Consider the following 17,293-nt stretch of genomic DNA (forward strand, 5'->3'; position numbering starts at 1 on the left):
TCGCTACACTCGTCGCATTCAACGCATCGTGCGGGGTCGGGACTGCTGTTGTCCGTGCCCGTGCGCGACAACGAGAGGGCGACGACACGATGGCAGAACCGAAGGCGCTTCCCCGCGGCTGGCAGCAGATGTTCTCCGCCGGCCGGGGTGTGACCGGACGCCGCCTCGGGGCGTCGCCGCGCGCCGACCTGTTCCTCGCCGCGTTCATCGTCGCGGTCGTCGCGCTGTTCATCCTGCCGCTGCCGCAGGCCGCGCTCGACGGGATGATCTCGCTGAACCTCGCGGCGAGCGTCGTGCTGCTGACGGTGTCGACCTACGTGCCGTCCGCGGTCAGCTTCTCGTCGTTTCCGGCGCTGCTGCTGTTTACGACGCTGTTCCGCCTCGCGCTGAACATCGCGTCGTGCAAGCTGATCCTGCTGCATGCGAACGCGGGCCACGTGATCGACGCGTTCGGGCGGCTCGTGGTCGGCAACAACGTCGTCGTCGGCGGTGTCGTGTTCCTCGTGATCGCCGTGGTGCAGTTCATCGTGATCGCGAAAGGCTCCGAGCGCGTGGCCGAAGTCGGCGCGCGCTTCTCGCTCGACGCAATGCCCGGCAAGCAGATGAGCATCGACGCGGACCTGCGCGCGGGCATCATCAGCGCCGACGAGGCCCGCGAACGCCGCGAGAAGCTCGAGCAGGAATCGCAGATGCACGGCGCGATGGACGGCGCGATGAAGTTCGTGAAGGGCGACGCGATCGCGGGGCTCGTGATCGCGTTCATCAACATCGTCGCGGGGATCGCGGTCGGCACGCTGATGCACGGGATGAGCATCGGCGACGCGCTGCAGCGCTACGCGATCCTGACCGTCGGCGACGGGATGGCGTCGCAGATTCCGTCGCTGCTCGTGTCGATCGCCGCGGGCATCGTGACGACGCGGGTCGCCACGCGCGACGCGCGGCAGCGCCAGCTCGGCGAGCAACTCGGCGAACAGCTCGGCGCGCATCCGCGCGCGCTGCTGATCGCCGCGCTCGTGCTGGCCGGTTTTCTCGTCGTGCCCGGTTTCCCGAAATGGTCGTTCGCGCTGATCGCGATCGGGCTCGGCGCGTTCGCGATCACGCAACTGAAGCGCAAGACCGACGCGCCGAGCTTCAACCTGATCCAGGTCGCGGGGCGCGTCGGCGCGGCCGACGACGGCCAGCCGGCGAAGGTGTCGAATGCGGCGGGCGTCACGTCGCTGATCGCGGTGTCGCTCGCGAACGACCTGCGCACGAGCCTGAACCTCGCGCAGCTGCAGTCGGCGCTGTCGAGTGCGAAAGCGCGCGTCGATGCGGACATCGGCACGGTGTTTCCGCGCATCACGCTGAACGACGACGACGGCGCGGCCGGCGGCACTTACCGGATCTATCTGCAGGACGTGCTGGCCGCGCACGGCGCGCTGAAGCCCGGCTGGCTGCTGTGGGACGGCGTCGCGCCGCTGCCCGAGCGCGCGGAGCGGCAGCCGGCCGAGGCGTTCGGGCCGTTCGCGACCGCATTGTGGATCAAGCCCGACGGCGCCGCGCCGGACGGCAGGTGGCTCGCGAGCGAGGCCGCGCTCGCCGCGCACGTCGAGCAGGTCGTGCGCCAGCACGCGGACGAGCTGCTCGGCATCCAGGAAACGCAGGCGCTCGTGCATCTCGTGCGGCGCGACCACCCCGAACTCGTCGGCGAGCTGACGCGGCTCGTGCCGCTGCAGCGCGTGACCGACGTGCTGCGCCGGCTGCTCGCCGAACAGGTGCCGATCCGCAACCTGCGCGTGATCTTCGAGAGCCTGATCACGTGGGCGCCGAACGAGCCCGACGACGTGATCGCGCTCGTCGAGCTCGTGCGCGTCGATTTGCGCCGGATGATCACCGACCGCCACGCGGGCGCCGCGCGCCAGCTGCGCGTCGTGCTGTTCGAGCAGAACCTGCAGGAGCGGATCGAGAGCGCGGTGATGCGCACGAAGCAGGGCAATTTCCTCGCGCTGTCGAGCGCGGTGAAGCAGGACATCTGTGAACAGGTGCGCGCGGTCGTGCAGGCCGCACACGCCGCACACGCCGCCGGCGCCGGCGGTCATGGCACCACGCACGGCGCTGCGCGCCTCGCGGTGATGGTCGCGCTCGGCGCGCGCCGCTACGTGAAGACGATCCTGCAGCCCGTGCTGCCCGAGCTCGCGGTGCTGTCGTACCAGGAGATCGAGGAAGACGTGCAGTTGCACACGATCGGCTGGGTCAAGAACCCGCCGGACGACGGCACGGTCGGCGCGGGCGCCGACGTGCGCGCGCCGGGAGCCGCGCGATGACCAGCTCGACGATCCTCGATCTCACCCGGCAGGCGCTGATGCTCGTGCTGCTGCTGTCGCTGCCGATTGTCGCGATCGCGGCCGTCACGGGCCTCGTCGTCGCGATCCTGCAGGCGGTCACGCAGGTGCAGGATGCCAACATCGGCGTCGCGGTGCGGCTGATCGCGGTCATGGTCGCGCTCGTGCTGCTGTCCGGCTGGCTCGGCGGCGAAGTGCTGCGCTTCGCGCAGCAGGCGCTGGAACGCATGTTCGTTTCTTCCACAGGAGTCCTTTGATGCGCCGACGCGTCGCCTCGGTCCGGTTTTCCACCCGCAGCCTGCAACGGGCCGCATTCGCGCTGTGCGCGACCACGCTGCTGTCGGCGTCGCTTGCGATGTCGGTCGCGCAGCCCGCGCGCGCCGCGGAACTGCGCTGGCGCAACAAGGCGTTCACGATCGTCGCGAACGGCAAGAAGATCGGCGACTTCATCCGCGAGCTCGCGTCGTCGCAGGACGTGACGGCGATCGTCGACCCGAAGGTCGACGGCGTGATCAGCGGCCGCTTTTCGGGCACGCCGCAGCAGACGCTCGACACGATCTGCGCGACCTACGGGCTCACCTGGTACTACGACGGCTCGTTCCTGTACGTCGATCCGGCCGACCAGTCGCAGACGCAGATGATCCCGATCCCGCCGAACTCGGCGGGCGAGATCGGCCGCGCGCTGCAGGCGATGCAGATCGCCGACAAGCGCTTCACGCTCGTGATCAACGACCGCGCGAACAGCGTGTACGTGTCGGGGCCGCGCCGCTATGTCGAGCTCGTGCGGCAGGCGGTCGGCACGGTCGGCGATCCGGCCGCGAACGGCCAGCATGCGGACATCCGCGCGTTCCGGCTCAAGTACGGCTGGGCGTCCGATTTCACGATCAACCGCTCGGGCAAGGAAGTGGTCGTGCCCGGCGTCGCGACGATTCTGCGCCGGCTGTTCGGCAAGGGCGGCGGCGGCCCGAACTACGCGCCGACGAGCGCATCGCTCGGCCAGGCCGCGCGACAGGTGAAGCTCGGCTCGGGGCTGACGATCGCGGTGCCGCGCCTCGATTTTCCGGACATCTCGGGCGGCCCGCGCTCGGGCGGCTACGGCGCTGCCGGCGGCGATCCGTCGGGCGGGTTCTCGCCGCTGGCGAGCGGAGGCGGGGACACGCTGCCGCAGATCGAGGCCGATCCGGCACTCAACGCGGTGATCGTGCGCGACCTGCCGGAAAACATGTACCGCTACCAGTCGCTGATCGGCCAGCTCGACGAGCGGCCACGCATCGTCGAGATCAACGTGACGATCATCGACATCAACGAGAATTCGCTCGACAGCCTCGGCATCGACTGGCGGCTGCACACGACGCACGGCGACGTGCAGATCGGCAATGGCCAGAACCCGCTGAACGGCAACACGCAGTACAACGGCGCGGGCAATCCGCCGCTGACGTTCGGCATCGGTACCAGCGAGAGCGGGCAGACCGGCACCTTCATGCCGACCGGCATCGCGCTGACCGCGTCGATCGGCGGTTCGCTGCGCAATTACCTGCTGACGCGCGTGAACGCGCTCGCGCAGAAGGGGCAGGCGCAGCTCCGTTCGAAGCCGAAGGTACTCGCGCTCGACAACACCGAGGCGATTCTCGAGAACCTCACGCAGTTCTACGTGCAGGTGCAGGGCTACCAGGATTCGTCGCTGTACAGCGTGACGACCGGCACGAGCATCAAGGTCACGCCGATGATCGTCGACGACGCCGCGCAGGCCGCCGCGGCCGCGGGCAACCCGCAGAGCGTGATGATGTCGATCGACATCCAGGACGGCAACATCGTGCCGGGTCAGTCCGTGTCGAACGTGCCGGTGATCCAGCAGCGCAACCTCGTCACGAAGACGATGATCGACGAAGGCAAGAGCCTGCTGATCGCGGGCTTCAACGACGACGACGTGCAGGTCAACAAGAGCGGCGTGCCGTGGCTGCAGGACATTCCGCTGATCGGCAACCTGTTCAAGTACACCGACAAGACCGGCAACCACATGGAGCGGTTCTACCTGCTGACGCCGCGCGTCGTGACGACCGCGTCGATGTATGCGCCGGACGGCTCGCCGGTGAACCCGGGCATCGATACGCCGCCCGGCACGAACGGCACGTCGATGTATCGCCCGCCGGACAACGACATCGCGGTGCCGTTGACGCCGAAGCCGCTGCCCGGCACGAAGTTCGGCCCGCCCGCGCTGCCGCCGCCGCCAAAGGATGTGGCGGTGCAGCCGGTGGCGACGACCGCAGGAGCGTCCGTCCATGTCGACGACCACCATTGATCCGCATGGCGACGGCGCGATGCCCGGCGGCGCGCCTGGCGGCGCGGCTGCGCTCGCGTCGCCGTGGAACCTGTGCTTCCTGAGCGGGCCGATGTACGGCCGCACGATGTCGCTCGCGCGCGGCGCGAACTGGATCGGCACGGCCGCCGATTGCGAGGTGATCCTGCCCGACCGCGAGATCGGCGCGAAGCAGGTGTGCCTGCAGGTCGGCGCGCTCGCGGTGACCGTGCAGAACCACGGCGGCGACACGGGCGCGCCGGTGCTGTTCAACGACGCGCCGCTCGGCGCGGGCCGCCGCTCGATGACGCCGCAGGACGTCGTGACCGTCGGGTCGATCCGGCTCGGCATCGTGCGCCACGCGCAGGCGAGCGTCGCGGTGCCCGATGAAACCGGCACGGCGGATGCCGCGCGCGAGCCGCGCTGGCTCGGCTGGCTGTCGATCGGGCTGCGCCGGCTCGGCAGCCGGCGGCTCGTGATCGCGGTCGTCGCGCTGTGGGTCGGCGTGCTGCTCGGCGCGCTCGGCTACGGGTTCGTCGCATGGTCGGGCCGGCTGCCGTGGCAGCACGAATCGGTGCTTGCGCGCACGCACCGGCTGCAGCAGCGGCTGCACGCGTACCCGGAGCTGGCCGTGGCGCCGCGCGACGACGGCGTGATCGTGTCCGGCTACGTGAGCGATGCGGCCGCGCGCGAGCGCGTCGCGCAGATCGTCGCGGGCGTCGACAACGCGGCGCTCGGCAACGTGTACGTCGTCAGCGATCTCGTCGCGACCGCGCAGACCTATTTCAGCGACACGGCGCTCGCGGTGTCGTATCTCGGCCGCGGCCGGATCGAGCTGACCGGCGTGGCCGCGCGCGCGCAGATCGAGCCGCGGATCCGCAACTACATGAAGGATGCGCGCCCGGCGCTCGAAGTCGTCGACCGCGTGCGCGACGCCGAAGCGGACGCGCCGCGCACGACGACGACGCTCGGCGGCATGGCCGGGATTCCGGAAATCACGACGGTGTTCGCGGGCGACGGCGACCAGCGCTACATCGAGACCGTCGACGGCAGCCGCTATTTCGAAGGCGCGAAGCTCAAGGACGGGGCGACCGTCGTGGCGATCGGCGCGGACGAGGTGGTGTTCGAGCGCAACGGCCAGCGCATCACGATGCCGCTCGGCGGTGTGGCGGCATCGGCATCGGCATCGGCATCGGCATCGGCGCCAGCGTCAGCATCGGCATCGGCATCGGCATCAGCGTCCGAAGCCGGGCGCGCTGCGGCGCCGCGCGTGCCGCCGCTTGCGAGCGGCGCGGCCGCCGGGGTCGCACAACCGGTGCCGGGGCCCGCGTTGCTGCCGGGCGCGCCGGTGGCGGCTGCGATAGTGAGCGAGGGCAACGCGGCGCATTAGCGCCGCAAAGCATCAGGCGCAACGCGCGGCGCGCGGTGCGCGACATACGCGGGACGTCGCCTTTCAGGCGGCGTTTCACGTCGCCGGCGGGGCATGGGGCCGCCGCCGGAAGGTGGATGAACTTCACGTAAAGGAGCGAAGCATGGGTACCTCGACAGGTGGCGTGACCAATACGAACGACGTCCAGCAGCAGGCGGACGATCTCGCCAAGACGCAGCTCGAGCTGACCAAGATCAACTTCCAGGTGCAGCAATCGACGGCGACGTTCGAAACCAGCAACGCAGTGACCGCGCAAGAGGGGACGGCGAACGCCCAGGTTGCGCAACACCTGAGTTCCGCCGGCCGCGCATGACGCCGGCTGCCGGTTGCGCCGTGCCGCGCAGGGCGCCGGGGCCGCACGCGATGCGGGCCCGGCGGGGCGTGTGCACGTGCCAGCCGGCGTGTTTGGGCTCGAGCGGCTCGAACGGCCCGAGCGGGCCGACATGCAGCAAGGAGGACAGACCATGTCAGTGACAGGCGTAGGCGCCGCGCCGGGCGCGGCCGCGCTCGCGAGCGGTATGCAGCAGGCGGGCGCGGCGTCCGATCCGGCGCAGGTCCGCCAGTTCGATGCGCTGATGCAGCCGGGTGCGTCGTCAGCCGATACGGCATCGACCGCGCCGGCTGCCGCCGCGCGCGTCGAGCCCGACGCAGCGCCGGCGGTGCGGATGACGCCCGCGCAGGCGAACGCGTCGTCGCTCGTCGAGCGCTTGCGCGCGTACGGCAACGACCTCGACACACGGTACGCGAACATCGACCGGCATCGCACCGAGATGCTGACGTCGATGGCGGACAACCGCAACGATCCGTTGATGACGATGGCGAAGGCGATGGATTTCCAGTGGACGGCGACCACCACGATTTCCGAATACCAGTTGAGCCTGTCGGTCGCACAGGCGGCGAACGGCTTCACGCACACGGTGCTGAAGACGCAGGAGTGACGCACAGTGGCGCGCGCGGCGCAAGCGCGGCGCGCGCCGGAAACGCGGACTAACGATGACGACGATCAATTCGACGCCGCGCGCTGCCGCGTGGCGCAGCCGGGCGGCGCGTGCGCTGCTCGCGGGCCTGCTCGTGCTGCTCGCCGGCTGCCAGAAGGAGCTGTACTCGGGCCTGTCGGAGGCCGACGCGAACCAGATGATCGCGGTGCTCGGCGACGCAGGCATCGGCGCGTCGAAGGACAACGACGCGCGCGACACGTCGGACCGTAACGCATGGCAGGTCAGCGTCGCGGACGGCGACCTGCATTCGGCGCTCACCGTGCTGCAGGCGAACGGGCTGCCGAAGCCGAGCTATGCGAGCCTCGGCGAGCTGTTCCAGAAGCAGGGGCTCGTGTCGACGCCGGCCGAGGAGCGCGTGCGCTACCTGTACGGCGTGTCGCAGGACCTGTCGCGCACGCTGCAGGACATCGAGGGCGTCGTCGTCGCGCGCGTGCAGGTCGTGATTCCCGAGAACGATCCGCTCGCGGACAAGATCAAGCCGTCGTCGGCCGCGGTCTACATCCGCTACCGGCCGGGCGTCGACCTGCGTGCGATGGCGCCGATGGTCAAGGATCTCGTCGCGCACAGCATCGAGGGGCTGCAGTACGACAACGTATCGCTGTTCCTGCAGCCGGCCGCCGAGCGCACGACGCGCGTCGACGGGATCGGCAGCGCGCTGGCCGACATCGTGCGGCTGCGCTCGCCGCTCGGCTGGCTGGTGTTCGCGCTGATCCTGCTGACTGGCGCGGTGATCGCGCTGTCGGCCGCGCGGCGCGGGATGTTCGGCGCACGGCTCGCGGGTGTGCTCGGCGCGGCGCGCGGCGCGGGCACGAACGGGGCGGGCGGCATCAGCGGCATGAGCGGCGGCGCGTCGCTGCGCACGCCGGACGGCGCGCGCGACGGCGCATGAGTGATCCGCGCGCGATCGCGCCGGCCGGCGAGCCGATGCCGGACACCGTGCCGCTGCCGTGGCTGCAGCCGCTCGCGCCGCCGCCCGATGCGCGGCGCGCGGCGTTCTACCGGCTCGTCTGCGAATTCAACCTGCGCCCCGACCGCTACCTGCACGTGACGCGCGTGCCGGCCGACTGGCCCGCGCGCTACCGGTCGCCGGACGCGTTCGGCGCGGCAGGGCAGAAGCTGATCGCGCGCCATCTGCTCGACGCGAACGAGGTGGCCGACCGGCACGACTTCGATGCGTTGAACCCGTGCGCGCGGCTCGCGCTGCTGCCCGGCGCGGCACTCGAACAGCTTGCTTCCTATGTGGGGCTGCTGCTGCATCGTGCGTGGTTGCGCGACGCGCTCGCGGCGCGGCGCATTCGCGCGGAAGTCGCGGCGAAGCTCGGCGGCGATGCGCTCGACCTCGCGCTCGAACGCGCGCCCGAGTTCGGCGCGCTCGCGGAGACGCTCGAACCGTGGCGCGCCGCCCCGGCGGCATTGCCCGCGATGATCCGGGCGCGCGGCGCCCGGCTGCTTGCGGACTTCATCGGCGCGTCGGGCGATGCGGTCGCGCGGCGCGTGCGGCTGAAGTTCAACCGCGCGATCGACGATGAGGCGCGTTACTGGCTGAATCGCACGCAGCGCGACCAGTTCGGCGAACTGCTGTTCCTGTTTCTGATTCCCGAGAGGCTTGCGTCATGGGACTGGCTTTTCTGATCACGAGCGACAACCTGCAGCTGCTGTCGGAGCGCAAGGTGCTCAAGGAGTGCGAGTACGCGGCGCTGCTCGATGCGTCCGCGGTGATCGCGACCGCACGCGACGAGGCCGCGCGGATCGTCGCCGACGCGCAGCGCGAATTCGACACGCGGCAGGCGGCCGGCTATGACGAAGGGATGCGGCGCGCGCAGCGCGACCATGCGGCGCACGCGTACACGCAGGCGCTTGCCGCAGCGCGGACGATGGAGTCGATGAAGGATGCGATGGCCGAGATCGTCGTGAAGGCCGTGCGCGCGATCGTCGGCGAGATGAGCACGCGGGCGCTGTACGAAGCCGCGCTCGCGCGGATCGCGCCGCTCGTGCGCGACGAGCCGTTCCTCACGGTGCGCGTCGCGCCGGGCCGCCGCGACGAGATGACGGACGCGCTCGCGGGCGCGTTCGCCGCGCAGTCGAACCGGCAGACGATCCGCGTCGTCGAGGATGCGCGGCTCGAGCGGCACGCGTGCACGGTCGAGACGCCGTCGGGTCGCATCGACGCGAGCCTCGACCTGCAGATCGACGCGCTGCGCCAGGCGATCCGCCGCGACGCGCTGAAGGGCGCCGCGCAATGAACGCGCCGCTCGACGAAGCCGGCGCATTCGCCGACGACGGTGACGGCCGCGATAACCGGGACAACGCCGACAACGGCGACATGGCGCCGTTCGATCGCGGCCGTCTTGTCGGCGAGCTCGACGCGGGGCTCGCGTTCTTCTCGCCGGTGTCGGTGCAGGGCCGCGTGAACCACGCGGTCGGGCAGATCCTGAACGCGACCGGAATCCGCGCGCGGCTCGGCGAGATCTGCGAGCTGCGCACGCCGGGCCAGCCGACTCGGCTCGCCGAAGTGGTCGGCTTCTCGCGGCAGACGACGCTGCTCACGCCGCTCGGCGACGTCGCCGGGCTGTCGCCGGAGACGACCGTCGTGCCGTCCGGGCGCGAGCACGTGTTTCCGGTCGGCGACGGGCTGTTCGGCCGCGTGCTCGACGGGCTCGGCCGGCCGCTCGACGACCGCGGGCCGGTGACGGGCGCCGCCTGGGTGTCGACGCAGCAGGATCCGCCGAATCCGCTCGCGCGGCAGATGATCGACACGCCGTTTCCGACCGGCGTGCGCGTGATCGACGCGCTGATGACGCTCGGCGTCGGGCAGCGGGTCGGCATCTTCGCGCCGTCGGGCGTCGGCAAGAGCACGCTGCTCGGGATGATCGCGCGCGGCGCGCAGGCCGACGTCAACGTGATCGCGCTCGTCGGCGAGCGCGGCCGCGAAGTGCGCGAATTCATCGAGCACAGCCTGTCGCCGGAAGTCCGTGCGCGCTCGATCGTCGTCGTGTCGACGTCGGATCGCCCCGCGATGGAGCGCGTGAAATCCGCGCTCGTCGCGACCGCGATCGCCGAGCATTTCCGCGACGCGGGCAAGCGCGTGCTGCTGCTCGTCGATTCGCTGACGCGGTTTGCGCGCGCGCAGCGCGAGGTCGGGCTCGCGAGCGGCGAGCCGCCGACGCGCCGCAGCTTCCCGCCGTCGACGTTCGCGGTGCTGCCGCGCCTGCTCGAACGCGCGGGGCAGGGCGCGCACGGGTCGATCACTGCGCTCTATACGGTGCTCGTCGAAGGCGATGAGGAATCCGATCCGATTGCCGAGGAGGTGCGTTCGATCCTCGACGGTCACATCGTGCTGTCGCGCAAGATCGCGCTAGCGAACCGCTATCCGGCGATCGACGTGCTCGCGAGCCTGTCGCGCGTGATGCCGCTCGTCGCGGCCCGCACGCATCAGCAGGCCGCCGCGCGTGTGCGCGAGCTGATCGCGAAGTACCAGGAGATCGAGCTGCTCGTGCAGATCGGCGAGTACCGCGAAGGCAGCGATCGGCTCGGCGATCTCGCGCTGCGCGCGCGCGACGCGATCGCCGCGTTCTGCGCGCAGCCATCGCACGAGGACGCGCGCTTCGATGCGATGCTCGCGCGGCTGGCGAAACTGGCGAACGATCATGTCTGAAGCCGACGATCGCGCGGTGCTCGCGACGCTGGCGCGCCTGAAGCGCGTACGGGAGATGCGCAGCCAGCTCGCGAAGGTCGCGGCCGTGCGGCAGCAGCGGATTGCCGCGGAGAGCCGCCGCGCGCTCGACGCGGCGAACGCGCGGCTCGCGCAGCAGGTCGCCGCGAAGGCGGCGATCCAGACGCGGCTCGCCGGCGACGTGCGCGAGGTGCACGACGTGCGCACGCTGCAGAACGCGGCGGCCGATACCCGCACGTTCGACCGGCAGATCGGCACCGCGAACCATTCGGTGATGCAGGCGGCCGACATGCATCGCGGCGATGCAGCGGCACTCGCGGCGCTGCAGCGCGCGGCGCGCCGCGCGAAGGCCGCCGAGGACAAGCTCGACAAGGCCGGTGAAAGGGCGTTGCACGCGCGCGCCGCGCGGGTCGAGCGCAACGCCGACGAGGTCGCGGACGATCATGCGATGCGGCGTTTCGCGGAGCGCCGATGCTAGATCACGCGACGGGCTTCAACGACATCGCCGGCGCGCTGCGGCCGTTGCTGTACGTGATGCCGCGCCTTCTGCCGATCATGTTCATCGTCCCCGTGTTCAACGAGCAGATCGTGACGGGGCTCGTGCGCAACGGAATCGCGGTCGTGATCGCCGCGTTCGTTGCGCCCGCGATCGACGCCGCGCAGGTCGCGGCGCTGCCGTTCCTGATGTGGTGCCTGCTGGTCGCGAAGGAAGCGATGGTCGGGATGCTGCTCGCGGGCGCGTTCAGCGCGGTGCTGTTCGCGATCCAGGGCGTCGGCTACCTGATCGATTTCCAGACCGGCAGCGGCAGCGCCGCGTTCTTCGATCCGATGGGCGGCCATGACGGCGGCCCGACGTCGGGCTTCCTGAATTTCGTCGCGATCGCGCTGTTCGTGACCGCCGGCGGCCTGCAGGTGCTCGTGCAGCTGTTCGCGCAGTCGTATGCATGGTGGCCGATCGGCGCGCTCGGCCCGGATTTTTCGTCGATGCTGCAGACCTTCGTGATACGGCAGACCGACACGATCTTCGACTGGATCGTGAAGCTCGCCGCGCCGGTCGTGATCGTGCTGGTGCTCGTCGAGCTCGGCATCGGCCTCGTCGGGCGCGCGGTGCCGCAACTGAACATCTTCGTGTTCTCGCAGCCGGTGAAGCGTGCGCTCGCGGTGCTGATGATGGTGCTGTTCCTGCCGGTCGTGTACGCGTCGCTGCAGGCGCTGCTGAGCCCCGACAGCGGGCTGATGGCGCTGCTGCGCGCGCTGTTCGCGCCGCACGGCGCCGCATAGCGCAGCGGGGAGCCGGAGCGCACATGGCCGAGAAGAACCAGCCGCCGACCGCGAAGCGCCTGCGCGACGCGCGCGAGAAAGGCGATGTGCCGAAGAGCGCGGAGACGATCTCGTCGGCGTTCTTCGTCGGTGTGTGCGCGGCGCTCGCGACGGGGCTCGGCGTCGCGTTCGCGCGTCTGCAGGGCCTGTTCCGGCTCGTGTTCGATGCGGTTGGCGCCGCCGATCCCGCCGCGCGGATCGCGGTGCTCGTCGACGCGGCCGCGCGCGACTGGGCGACGCTGTCGGCCGGCATCGTCGCGGCCGGCCTGCTGCTCGGCGTGCTGGCGGGTTTCGTGCAGGTCGGCGGCGTGATGGCGTGGAGCCGCCTCGTGCCGCAACTGTCGCGCCTCAACCCGGCCGAAGGGCTGAAGAACCTGTGGTCGACGCGCAACCTCGTCAATCTCGCGAAGATGCTGCTGAAGACGGTGCTGCTCGTCGCGACGCTCGGCTGGCTGATCGCCGAGTCGCTCGATCCGGCCGTGCAGTCCGGCTTCACGCGGCCGATGGCGATCCTCGCGCTGATCGTCAAGCTGCTGATGCTGCTGTTCGGCTGGGCCGCGCTCGTCTATATCGTGATGGCGATCGTCGACATCGTTCACCAGCGTCACGACTTCAACCGGAAGATGAAGATGTCGATCGACGAAGTGCGGCGCGAGCACAAGGAGGACGAAGGCGATCCGCATATCCAGGCGAAACGCCGGCAGCTCGCGCGCGAAGTGCAGTACGCGTCGCTGCCCGATCGGATCGGCTATGCGTCGGTGGTCGTCCATTCGCCGCGCGTCGCGGTCGCGCTGTACTACGGCGGGCCCGGCACGCTGCCATGGGTGCTCGCGCGCGGCGAAGGCGAGGCGGCCGAGCGGATCGTCCGGCTCGCGCGCGACCAGCTGCGGCCGACGCTCGCGAACACGGGGCTCGCGCAGGCGCTGTACGGCACGACGCCGGAGAACGCATCGATCCGGCCGGAGGATTTCAAGGCGGTCGCGCAACTGCTGAAGTGGGCGACCGGCGCGATCTGATTGGCGGCCAGATGCGGCATGGCCCGACGGAGGTGGAGCGGAAACGTTTCCGGGCTTGCGCCGGTCCGCCCAGTGCGCCCGATCGACAGCGCCCAATCGATATGGCCCTTTCTTGGTATATGCGGACTTGCCGCTTGACGCTCAATTTTTTCGCAGTCTGAAGGAATTCACTGATGAATTATTGCTGAATTATTTCTTCGTAATATGGCCCGACCGTCGCGCCGGACGGCGTGCTGCAAGGCGCCGTGCTCGACGGCATCGGTCAACGGACGGACAACAACATGTGCGGAATCGACGGCTTTTTGAATAGCGTCGCCTTCGATGAGGAGACAGCGCGCGGCACGCTCGCGCGGATGACGGCAAGCCTCGCGCATCGCGGCCCGGACGGGCAGGGCCTCTGGCTCGACCCCGACGCCGGCATCGCGCTCGGCCACCGGCGGCTCGCGATCGTCGACCTGTCGGTGCATGGCCGGCAGCCGATGGCATCCGCGTGCGGCCGCTACGTCATGGTCTTCAACGGCGAAATCTACAACCACCGCGAATTGCGCGCGGAACTCGAGCGCACCGGGCGCGCGCCTGCATGGCGCGGTCACTCGGACAGCGAAGTGCTGATCGCGGCGATCGTGGCCTGGGGTGTCGAGGCGGTGCTGCGGCGCGCGACCGGCATGTTCGCGATCGCGCTGTGGAACCGCGCGTCGCGCACGCTGACGCTCGCGCGCGACCGGATCGGCGAGAAGCCGCTCTATTACGGCCGGGTCGGCGACGCGCTCGTGTTCGCGTCCGAGCTGAAGGCGCTGCGCCACTATCCGGGCTTCGACGGCAGCATCGATCGCGATGCGCTGTGCCTGTATCTGCGCCAGTCGAGCGTGCCCGCGCCGTACACGATCTATCGCGGCATCCGCAAGCTTCCGCCCGGCACCTATGTCCAGTTCGAGCATGCGCGCGACACGCCGCGCGTGCGCGCGTACTGGACGCTCGAGCAGGCGATCGAGGCGGGGCGCGAACATCCGTTCGACGGTAGTGCGCAGGAAGCCGTCGGCCAGCTCGACACGATCCTGCGCCAGGCGGTCGCGCGGCAGATGGAGGCCGACGTGCCGCTCGGCGCGTTCCTGTCGGGCGGCATCGATTCGTCGGCGATCGTCGCGCTGATGCAGGCGCAGTCGGCGACGCCGGTCGACACGTTCACGATCGGCTTCCACGAGGCCGGCTACGACGAAGCCGGTTATGCGAAAGCCGTCGCGCGCCATCTCGGCACGCGGCACACCGAACTGTACGTGACCGCCGACCATGCGCTCGAGGTCGTGCCGAAGCTGCCGTCGATCTACGACGAGCCGTTTTCCGACGCGTCGCAGATCCCGACTTTCCTCGTCGCCGAGCTGACGCGCCGGCACGTGAAGGTGAGCCTGTCCGGCGACGGCGGCGACGAGCTGTTCGGCGGCTATACGCGCTATTTCCTGACGCCGCGCCTGTGGCGCAAGCTGCACCGCGTGCCCGGGGCCGTGCGCGCGCGGATTGCCGCCGCGCTGCATGCGCTGCGGCCCGATCATGCCGACCAGCTCGCGGCGATCGCGCAAGGCGCGTGGGGCGGCGCGGACGCGCGCGAGTCCGGGACGCGCATCGGCGACAGGCTGCACAAGCTCGGCCACGTGATGACTGCCGAAAGCCGCATCGGCCTGTACCGGCTGCTGATGTCGTCGGTACATCATCCGGAACGCATCGCGCTGACGGGGCAGGAGCCGCCGACGCCGCTCGACACGGCATCCGCCTGGCCCGCGCACCTGAGCTTCGCCGAACAGGCGATGGCGATCGACACGCTCACGTACCTGCCGACCGACATCCTCGCGAAGGTCGACCGCGCGGCGATGGCGGTCAGCCTCGAGACGCGGACGCCGTTCCTCGATCACCACGTCGTCGAGTTCGCGTGGCGGCTGCCGGCGTCGGTGCGCTTGCCCGAGGGCGGCCAGCCGAAGGTGCTGCTGCGCCGGCTGCTCGACCGGTACGTGCCGACCGAGCTGATCGACCGGCCGAAGCAGGGTTTCTGCGCGCCCGTCGATCACTGGCTGCGCGGGTCGTTGCGCGACTGGGCGCAGGAACTGCTGCGTCCCGCGCGGCTGCGGGCCGAGGGCTTTTTCGATGCGGGTGCGGTCGACCGGCTGTGGCAGCAGCATCAGACCGGGCGGCTGAACTGCCAGCATCAGCTGTGGACGGTGCTGATGTTCCAGGCATGGCTCGAGACGCAGCGGGCGGGCAGCGCGGCGGGGGTGGCGCAGGAGCGGTTGTCGATAGCCTGAGGGGGGCTGAGCGGTGCGGCGGGCGTTCGTCGTCCGCATCCGCTTTCGGTCATGGGGATGAATTCAGGCCGTGACACGATTTGCCGCAGCGCCGCGATTTCGCAGCATCGGCGAGCGAGTCATCGTGAGGACGACCAATGCGCCCCCGAGCAGGAGAAAGCCGGCAATACCGAACGCCCAGTCGTAGCTGCCCGTGGCATTGATCACGTAGCCTGTTGCGATCGGCGCGACCATCCCGAAGAGATTGCCGCCGACGACCACGAATGCCATTGCTTTGGCGATGTCGCGCGAACTCGGCAGGAGGTCGTTCAGCAGCGCGAAGTTGAGCGACGTGGTCGACGCGATGCCGGTCAGCGTGATCGAGAAGACGACGAACAGCGTGGCGAGGTTCGATGTAAACGGCACCGCGAGAATCGCCGCGCCGGTGAGCATCGCAAGTGCGACGGCATTGCGGCGGCGCCCGGTGCCGACTCCGCCCTTTTTCAGGTAGTGATCGCTCAGTCGGCCGATCACGATGCACAGAACGACAGACGTCGCGTACGGCACGGCCGAGAACAGGCCCGTGTGCGCCAGGCTCAGGTGGCGGCTTGCCTGCAGATAGCTGGGGAGCCATGTCAGGAACAGATACTGCGTGTACACGTTGCAGCCTTGCGTGATTGCGAGCCCCCAGAGCGTCGGGGAGCGCATCAGCGCCAGCAGCCCGGTCGTCTCTGTTCCGGAGCCTCAGCCGCCGGAGTGGCGCAGGCTCGTATTTAAGCGTTTTATAATCACAAAACGCAATCATGCTGTTAAAAAAAGCGGCCCGCCCGGACCGCGGAAAAGCAAGCGGGCATCACGTCCGCGGCGTGAAGACCTCCTGTGCGTGAACCTTGGCGCGCCGCGCGCCCTCGATGTGGTCGCGCAAGAGCGTTGCCGCGCGGAGCAGGTCGTGCTGCGCGATCGCATCGAGAATCGCGAGATGTTCGAGCGCCTGTTCCTGCCTGGGCTTGCGGGCCCTGGCCTGCCGATACTCGACGAGGCGGCGCAGCCGGTCCATCCGGCGGACCGACTGCGCGATGAAACGGTTTCCGGACCATTTCGCGATCGTTTCATGGAACTCGCTGTTCGCCTCGAACAGTTCCACCGAGTTCATGGTCAGGTAGCCGCCTTCGGCGATAAAGCGCTGCCGGCGTCGCAGTTCTTCCAGTTCGACACGGTTCGCGCTGAAGGTCGGCGACATCACGCCGGTCGGCTCGATCGCGGCGCGGAACAGATAGCTCTCTTCGTACGCTTCGACGGAATCGATCATCGGCATGAACTGCCAGCCGTGGCCGACCTGCCGCTCGATCCAGCCTTCCTCCTGCATGCGCGACAACACCCGGCGGAGTTCGCTGCGCGACACGTCGTACTGGCGCATCAGGTCGGCCTCGGTCACGACATCGGGCAGACGATGCGCGAGGCGGTCGTCCGCGATCTTCAAGTAAAGCGGGTCGTCCGGCTCGTTGAAGAATTGCGCGGCGACGTCCGTCACGTCTCGCGCGGGCCTGGCCATGAAGAAGCCACGATTCGCGTCGTAATAGACCACGCCGAGCGAAACCAGGTGATGCAGGGCCACGTTGACGGGCGTGCGGGACGTGCCGATCTTTTCGGCGAGGATCGATTCTGCAAGCCGGTCGCCGATCGCAAGGTCTTCCCGTCTGGCCAGCGCCAGGATTTCCCGCGCGACGCGGGTCTGGAGCGGGGTCAGCACGGCGGCGGGCGTTTCAGCGGAGGGTTCCATGTCTGTTGCAGGCGGCAAATGGCCATTCACGACCGCCGGACGCGGCGGTGCAACTGAAAAGCCGGGGTGTGATTTTGCCATTGCCTGCTTCCTTCGATGACGGGCCGGCATCCGGCGGTCAGGGTAATTCCCGAGCGCGGCTGCATTTGCGTATTGCGTTTTGTGATCATAGAATGCACAACATCGAAAC

General features: G+C 69.5%; 15 protein-coding genes and 1 pseudogene. 14 read left to right on the forward strand and 2 right to left on the reverse strand.

The window, feature by feature from the left end; translation table 11 throughout:
- Positions 1–89 precede the first annotated feature (89 nt).
- The 14 genes and pseudogenes from sctV (at position 90) to asnB (ending at position 15,344) form a co-directional block, all read left to right on the forward strand.
- On the forward strand, positions 90–2,303 hold the full coding sequence (sctV, locus tag ACV229_RS22825) for a type III secretion system export apparatus subunit SctV (RefSeq protein WP_448085373.1): 2,214 nt from the start codon (positions 90–92) through the stop codon (positions 2,301–2,303).
- On the forward strand, positions 2,300–2,578 hold the full coding sequence (sctS, locus tag ACV229_RS22830; protein ID WP_448085374.1) for a type III secretion system export apparatus subunit SctS: 279 nt from the start codon (positions 2,300–2,302) through the stop codon (positions 2,576–2,578). Before sctV ends, sctS begins: the two co-directional genes overlap by 4 nt.
- The gene (sctC, locus tag ACV229_RS22835) at positions 2,578–4,620 is read left to right on the forward strand and encodes a type III secretion system outer membrane ring subunit SctC (protein WP_448085375.1); all 2,043 of its coding nucleotides are present in this window, start codon (positions 2,578–2,580) and stop codon (positions 4,618–4,620) included. Before sctS ends, sctC begins: the two co-directional genes overlap by 1 nt.
- Positions 4,601–6,007, forward strand: a complete 1,407-nt coding sequence (sctD, locus tag ACV229_RS22840; protein WP_448085376.1) for a type III secretion system inner membrane ring subunit SctD — start codon at positions 4,601–4,603, stop codon at positions 6,005–6,007. The genes sctC and sctD overlap by 20 nt, the downstream gene beginning before the upstream one ends.
- 142 nt (positions 6,008–6,149) lie before the next feature.
- Positions 6,150–6,359: a hypothetical protein gene (locus ACV229_RS22845; protein WP_448085377.1), complete on the forward strand. Its 210-nt coding sequence runs from the start codon at positions 6,150–6,152 to the stop codon at positions 6,357–6,359.
- Between the two features lie 151 nt (positions 6,360–6,510).
- The gene (locus ACV229_RS22850) at positions 6,511–6,984 is read left to right on the forward strand and encodes a hypothetical protein (RefSeq protein WP_448085378.1); all 474 of its coding nucleotides are present in this window, start codon (positions 6,511–6,513) and stop codon (positions 6,982–6,984) included.
- A 55-nt stretch (positions 6,985–7,039) separates the two neighbouring features.
- Positions 7,040–7,933 (forward strand): type III secretion system inner membrane ring lipoprotein SctJ, encoded by an 894-nt coding sequence (gene sctJ / locus ACV229_RS22855; protein ID WP_448085379.1) that lies wholly within the window; start codon positions 7,040–7,042, stop codon positions 7,931–7,933.
- Positions 7,930–8,676, forward strand: a complete 747-nt coding sequence (locus tag ACV229_RS22860; RefSeq protein WP_448085380.1) for a SctK family type III secretion system sorting platform protein — start codon at positions 7,930–7,932, stop codon at positions 8,674–8,676. The genes sctJ and ACV229_RS22860 overlap by 4 nt, the downstream gene beginning before the upstream one ends.
- The gene (gene sctL, locus ACV229_RS22865; protein WP_448085381.1) at positions 8,658–9,287 is read left to right on the forward strand and encodes a type III secretion system stator protein SctL; all 630 of its coding nucleotides are present in this window, start codon (positions 8,658–8,660) and stop codon (positions 9,285–9,287) included. Before ACV229_RS22860 ends, sctL begins: the two co-directional genes overlap by 19 nt.
- A complete protein-coding gene (gene sctN / locus ACV229_RS22870) occupies positions 9,284–10,699 on the forward strand; it encodes a type III secretion system ATPase SctN (protein WP_448085382.1) in 1,416 nt (471 codons plus the stop codon). Before sctL ends, sctN begins: the two co-directional genes overlap by 4 nt.
- Positions 10,692–11,180, forward strand: a pseudogene (locus ACV229_RS22875) (hypothetical protein); the annotation flags it as partial. The gene sctN and the pseudogene ACV229_RS22875, both read left to right, overlap by 8 nt.
- Before the next feature lie 8 nt (positions 11,181–11,188).
- Positions 11,189–11,998, forward strand: a complete 810-nt coding sequence (gene sctT / locus ACV229_RS22880) for a type III secretion system export apparatus subunit SctT (protein WP_448085383.1) — start codon at positions 11,189–11,191, stop codon at positions 11,996–11,998.
- A 23-nt stretch (positions 11,999–12,021) separates the two neighbouring features.
- Positions 12,022–13,053, forward strand: a complete 1,032-nt coding sequence (locus tag ACV229_RS22885; RefSeq protein ID WP_448085384.1) for an EscU/YscU/HrcU family type III secretion system export apparatus switch protein — start codon at positions 12,022–12,024, stop codon at positions 13,051–13,053.
- 281 nt (positions 13,054–13,334) lie between these two features.
- A complete protein-coding gene (gene asnB, locus ACV229_RS22890; RefSeq protein WP_448085385.1) occupies positions 13,335–15,344 on the forward strand; it encodes an asparagine synthase (glutamine-hydrolyzing) in 2,010 nt (669 codons plus the stop codon).
- Between the two features lie 63 nt (positions 15,345–15,407).
- On the opposite strand, the gene ACV229_RS22895 is transcribed toward asnB, so the two are convergent.
- On the reverse strand, positions 15,408–16,031 hold the full coding sequence (locus tag ACV229_RS22895; protein WP_448085386.1) for an MFS transporter: 624 nt from the start codon (positions 16,029–16,031) through the stop codon (positions 15,408–15,410).
- A 145-nt stretch (positions 16,032–16,176) separates the two neighbouring features.
- Positions 16,177–17,214, reverse strand: coding sequence for a GntR family transcriptional regulator (locus tag ACV229_RS22900; protein ID WP_448085457.1), 1,038 nt, complete (start codon positions 17,212–17,214; stop codon positions 16,177–16,179).
- Positions 17,215–17,293 lie beyond the last annotated feature (79 nt).

It is taken from the genome of Burkholderia sp. MR1-5-21, from assembly GCF_053427715.1.

Bases quoted from the DNA above. Each gene is read 5' to 3' on its own strand.
- sctV (WP_448085373.1), top strand. From the start codon at position 90: ATGGCAGAACCGAAGGCGCTTCCCCGCGGCTGGCAGCAGATGTTCTCC.
- sctS (WP_448085374.1), top strand. From the start codon at position 2,300: ATGACCAGCTCGACGATCCTCGATCTCACCCGGCAGGCGCTGATGCTC.
- sctC (WP_448085375.1), top strand. From the start codon at position 2,578: ATGCGCCGACGCGTCGCCTCGGTCCGGTTTTCCACCCGCAGCCTGCAA.
- sctD (WP_448085376.1), top strand. From the start codon at position 4,601: ATGTCGACGACCACCATTGATCCGCATGGCGACGGCGCGATGCCCGGC.
- ACV229_RS22845 (WP_448085377.1), top strand. From the start codon at position 6,150: ATGGGTACCTCGACAGGTGGCGTGACCAATACGAACGACGTCCAGCAG.
- ACV229_RS22850 (WP_448085378.1), top strand. From the start codon at position 6,511: ATGTCAGTGACAGGCGTAGGCGCCGCGCCGGGCGCGGCCGCGCTCGCG.
- sctJ (WP_448085379.1), top strand. From the start codon at position 7,040: ATGACGACGATCAATTCGACGCCGCGCGCTGCCGCGTGGCGCAGCCGG.
- ACV229_RS22860 (WP_448085380.1), top strand. From the start codon at position 7,930: ATGAGTGATCCGCGCGCGATCGCGCCGGCCGGCGAGCCGATGCCGGAC.
- sctL (WP_448085381.1), top strand. From the start codon at position 8,658: ATGGGACTGGCTTTTCTGATCACGAGCGACAACCTGCAGCTGCTGTCG.
- sctN (WP_448085382.1), top strand. From the start codon at position 9,284: ATGAACGCGCCGCTCGACGAAGCCGGCGCATTCGCCGACGACGGTGAC.
- sctT (WP_448085383.1), top strand. From the start codon at position 11,189: ATGCTAGATCACGCGACGGGCTTCAACGACATCGCCGGCGCGCTGCGG.
- ACV229_RS22885 (WP_448085384.1), top strand. From the start codon at position 12,022: ATGGCCGAGAAGAACCAGCCGCCGACCGCGAAGCGCCTGCGCGACGCG.
- asnB (WP_448085385.1), top strand. From the start codon at position 13,335: ATGTGCGGAATCGACGGCTTTTTGAATAGCGTCGCCTTCGATGAGGAG.
- ACV229_RS22895 (WP_448085386.1), bottom strand. From the start codon at position 16,031: ATGCGCTCCCCGACGCTCTGGGGGCTCGCAATCACGCAAGGCTGCAAC.
- ACV229_RS22900 (WP_448085457.1), bottom strand. From the start codon at position 17,214: ATGCCGGCCCGTCATCGAAGGAAGCAGGCAATGGCAAAATCACACCCC.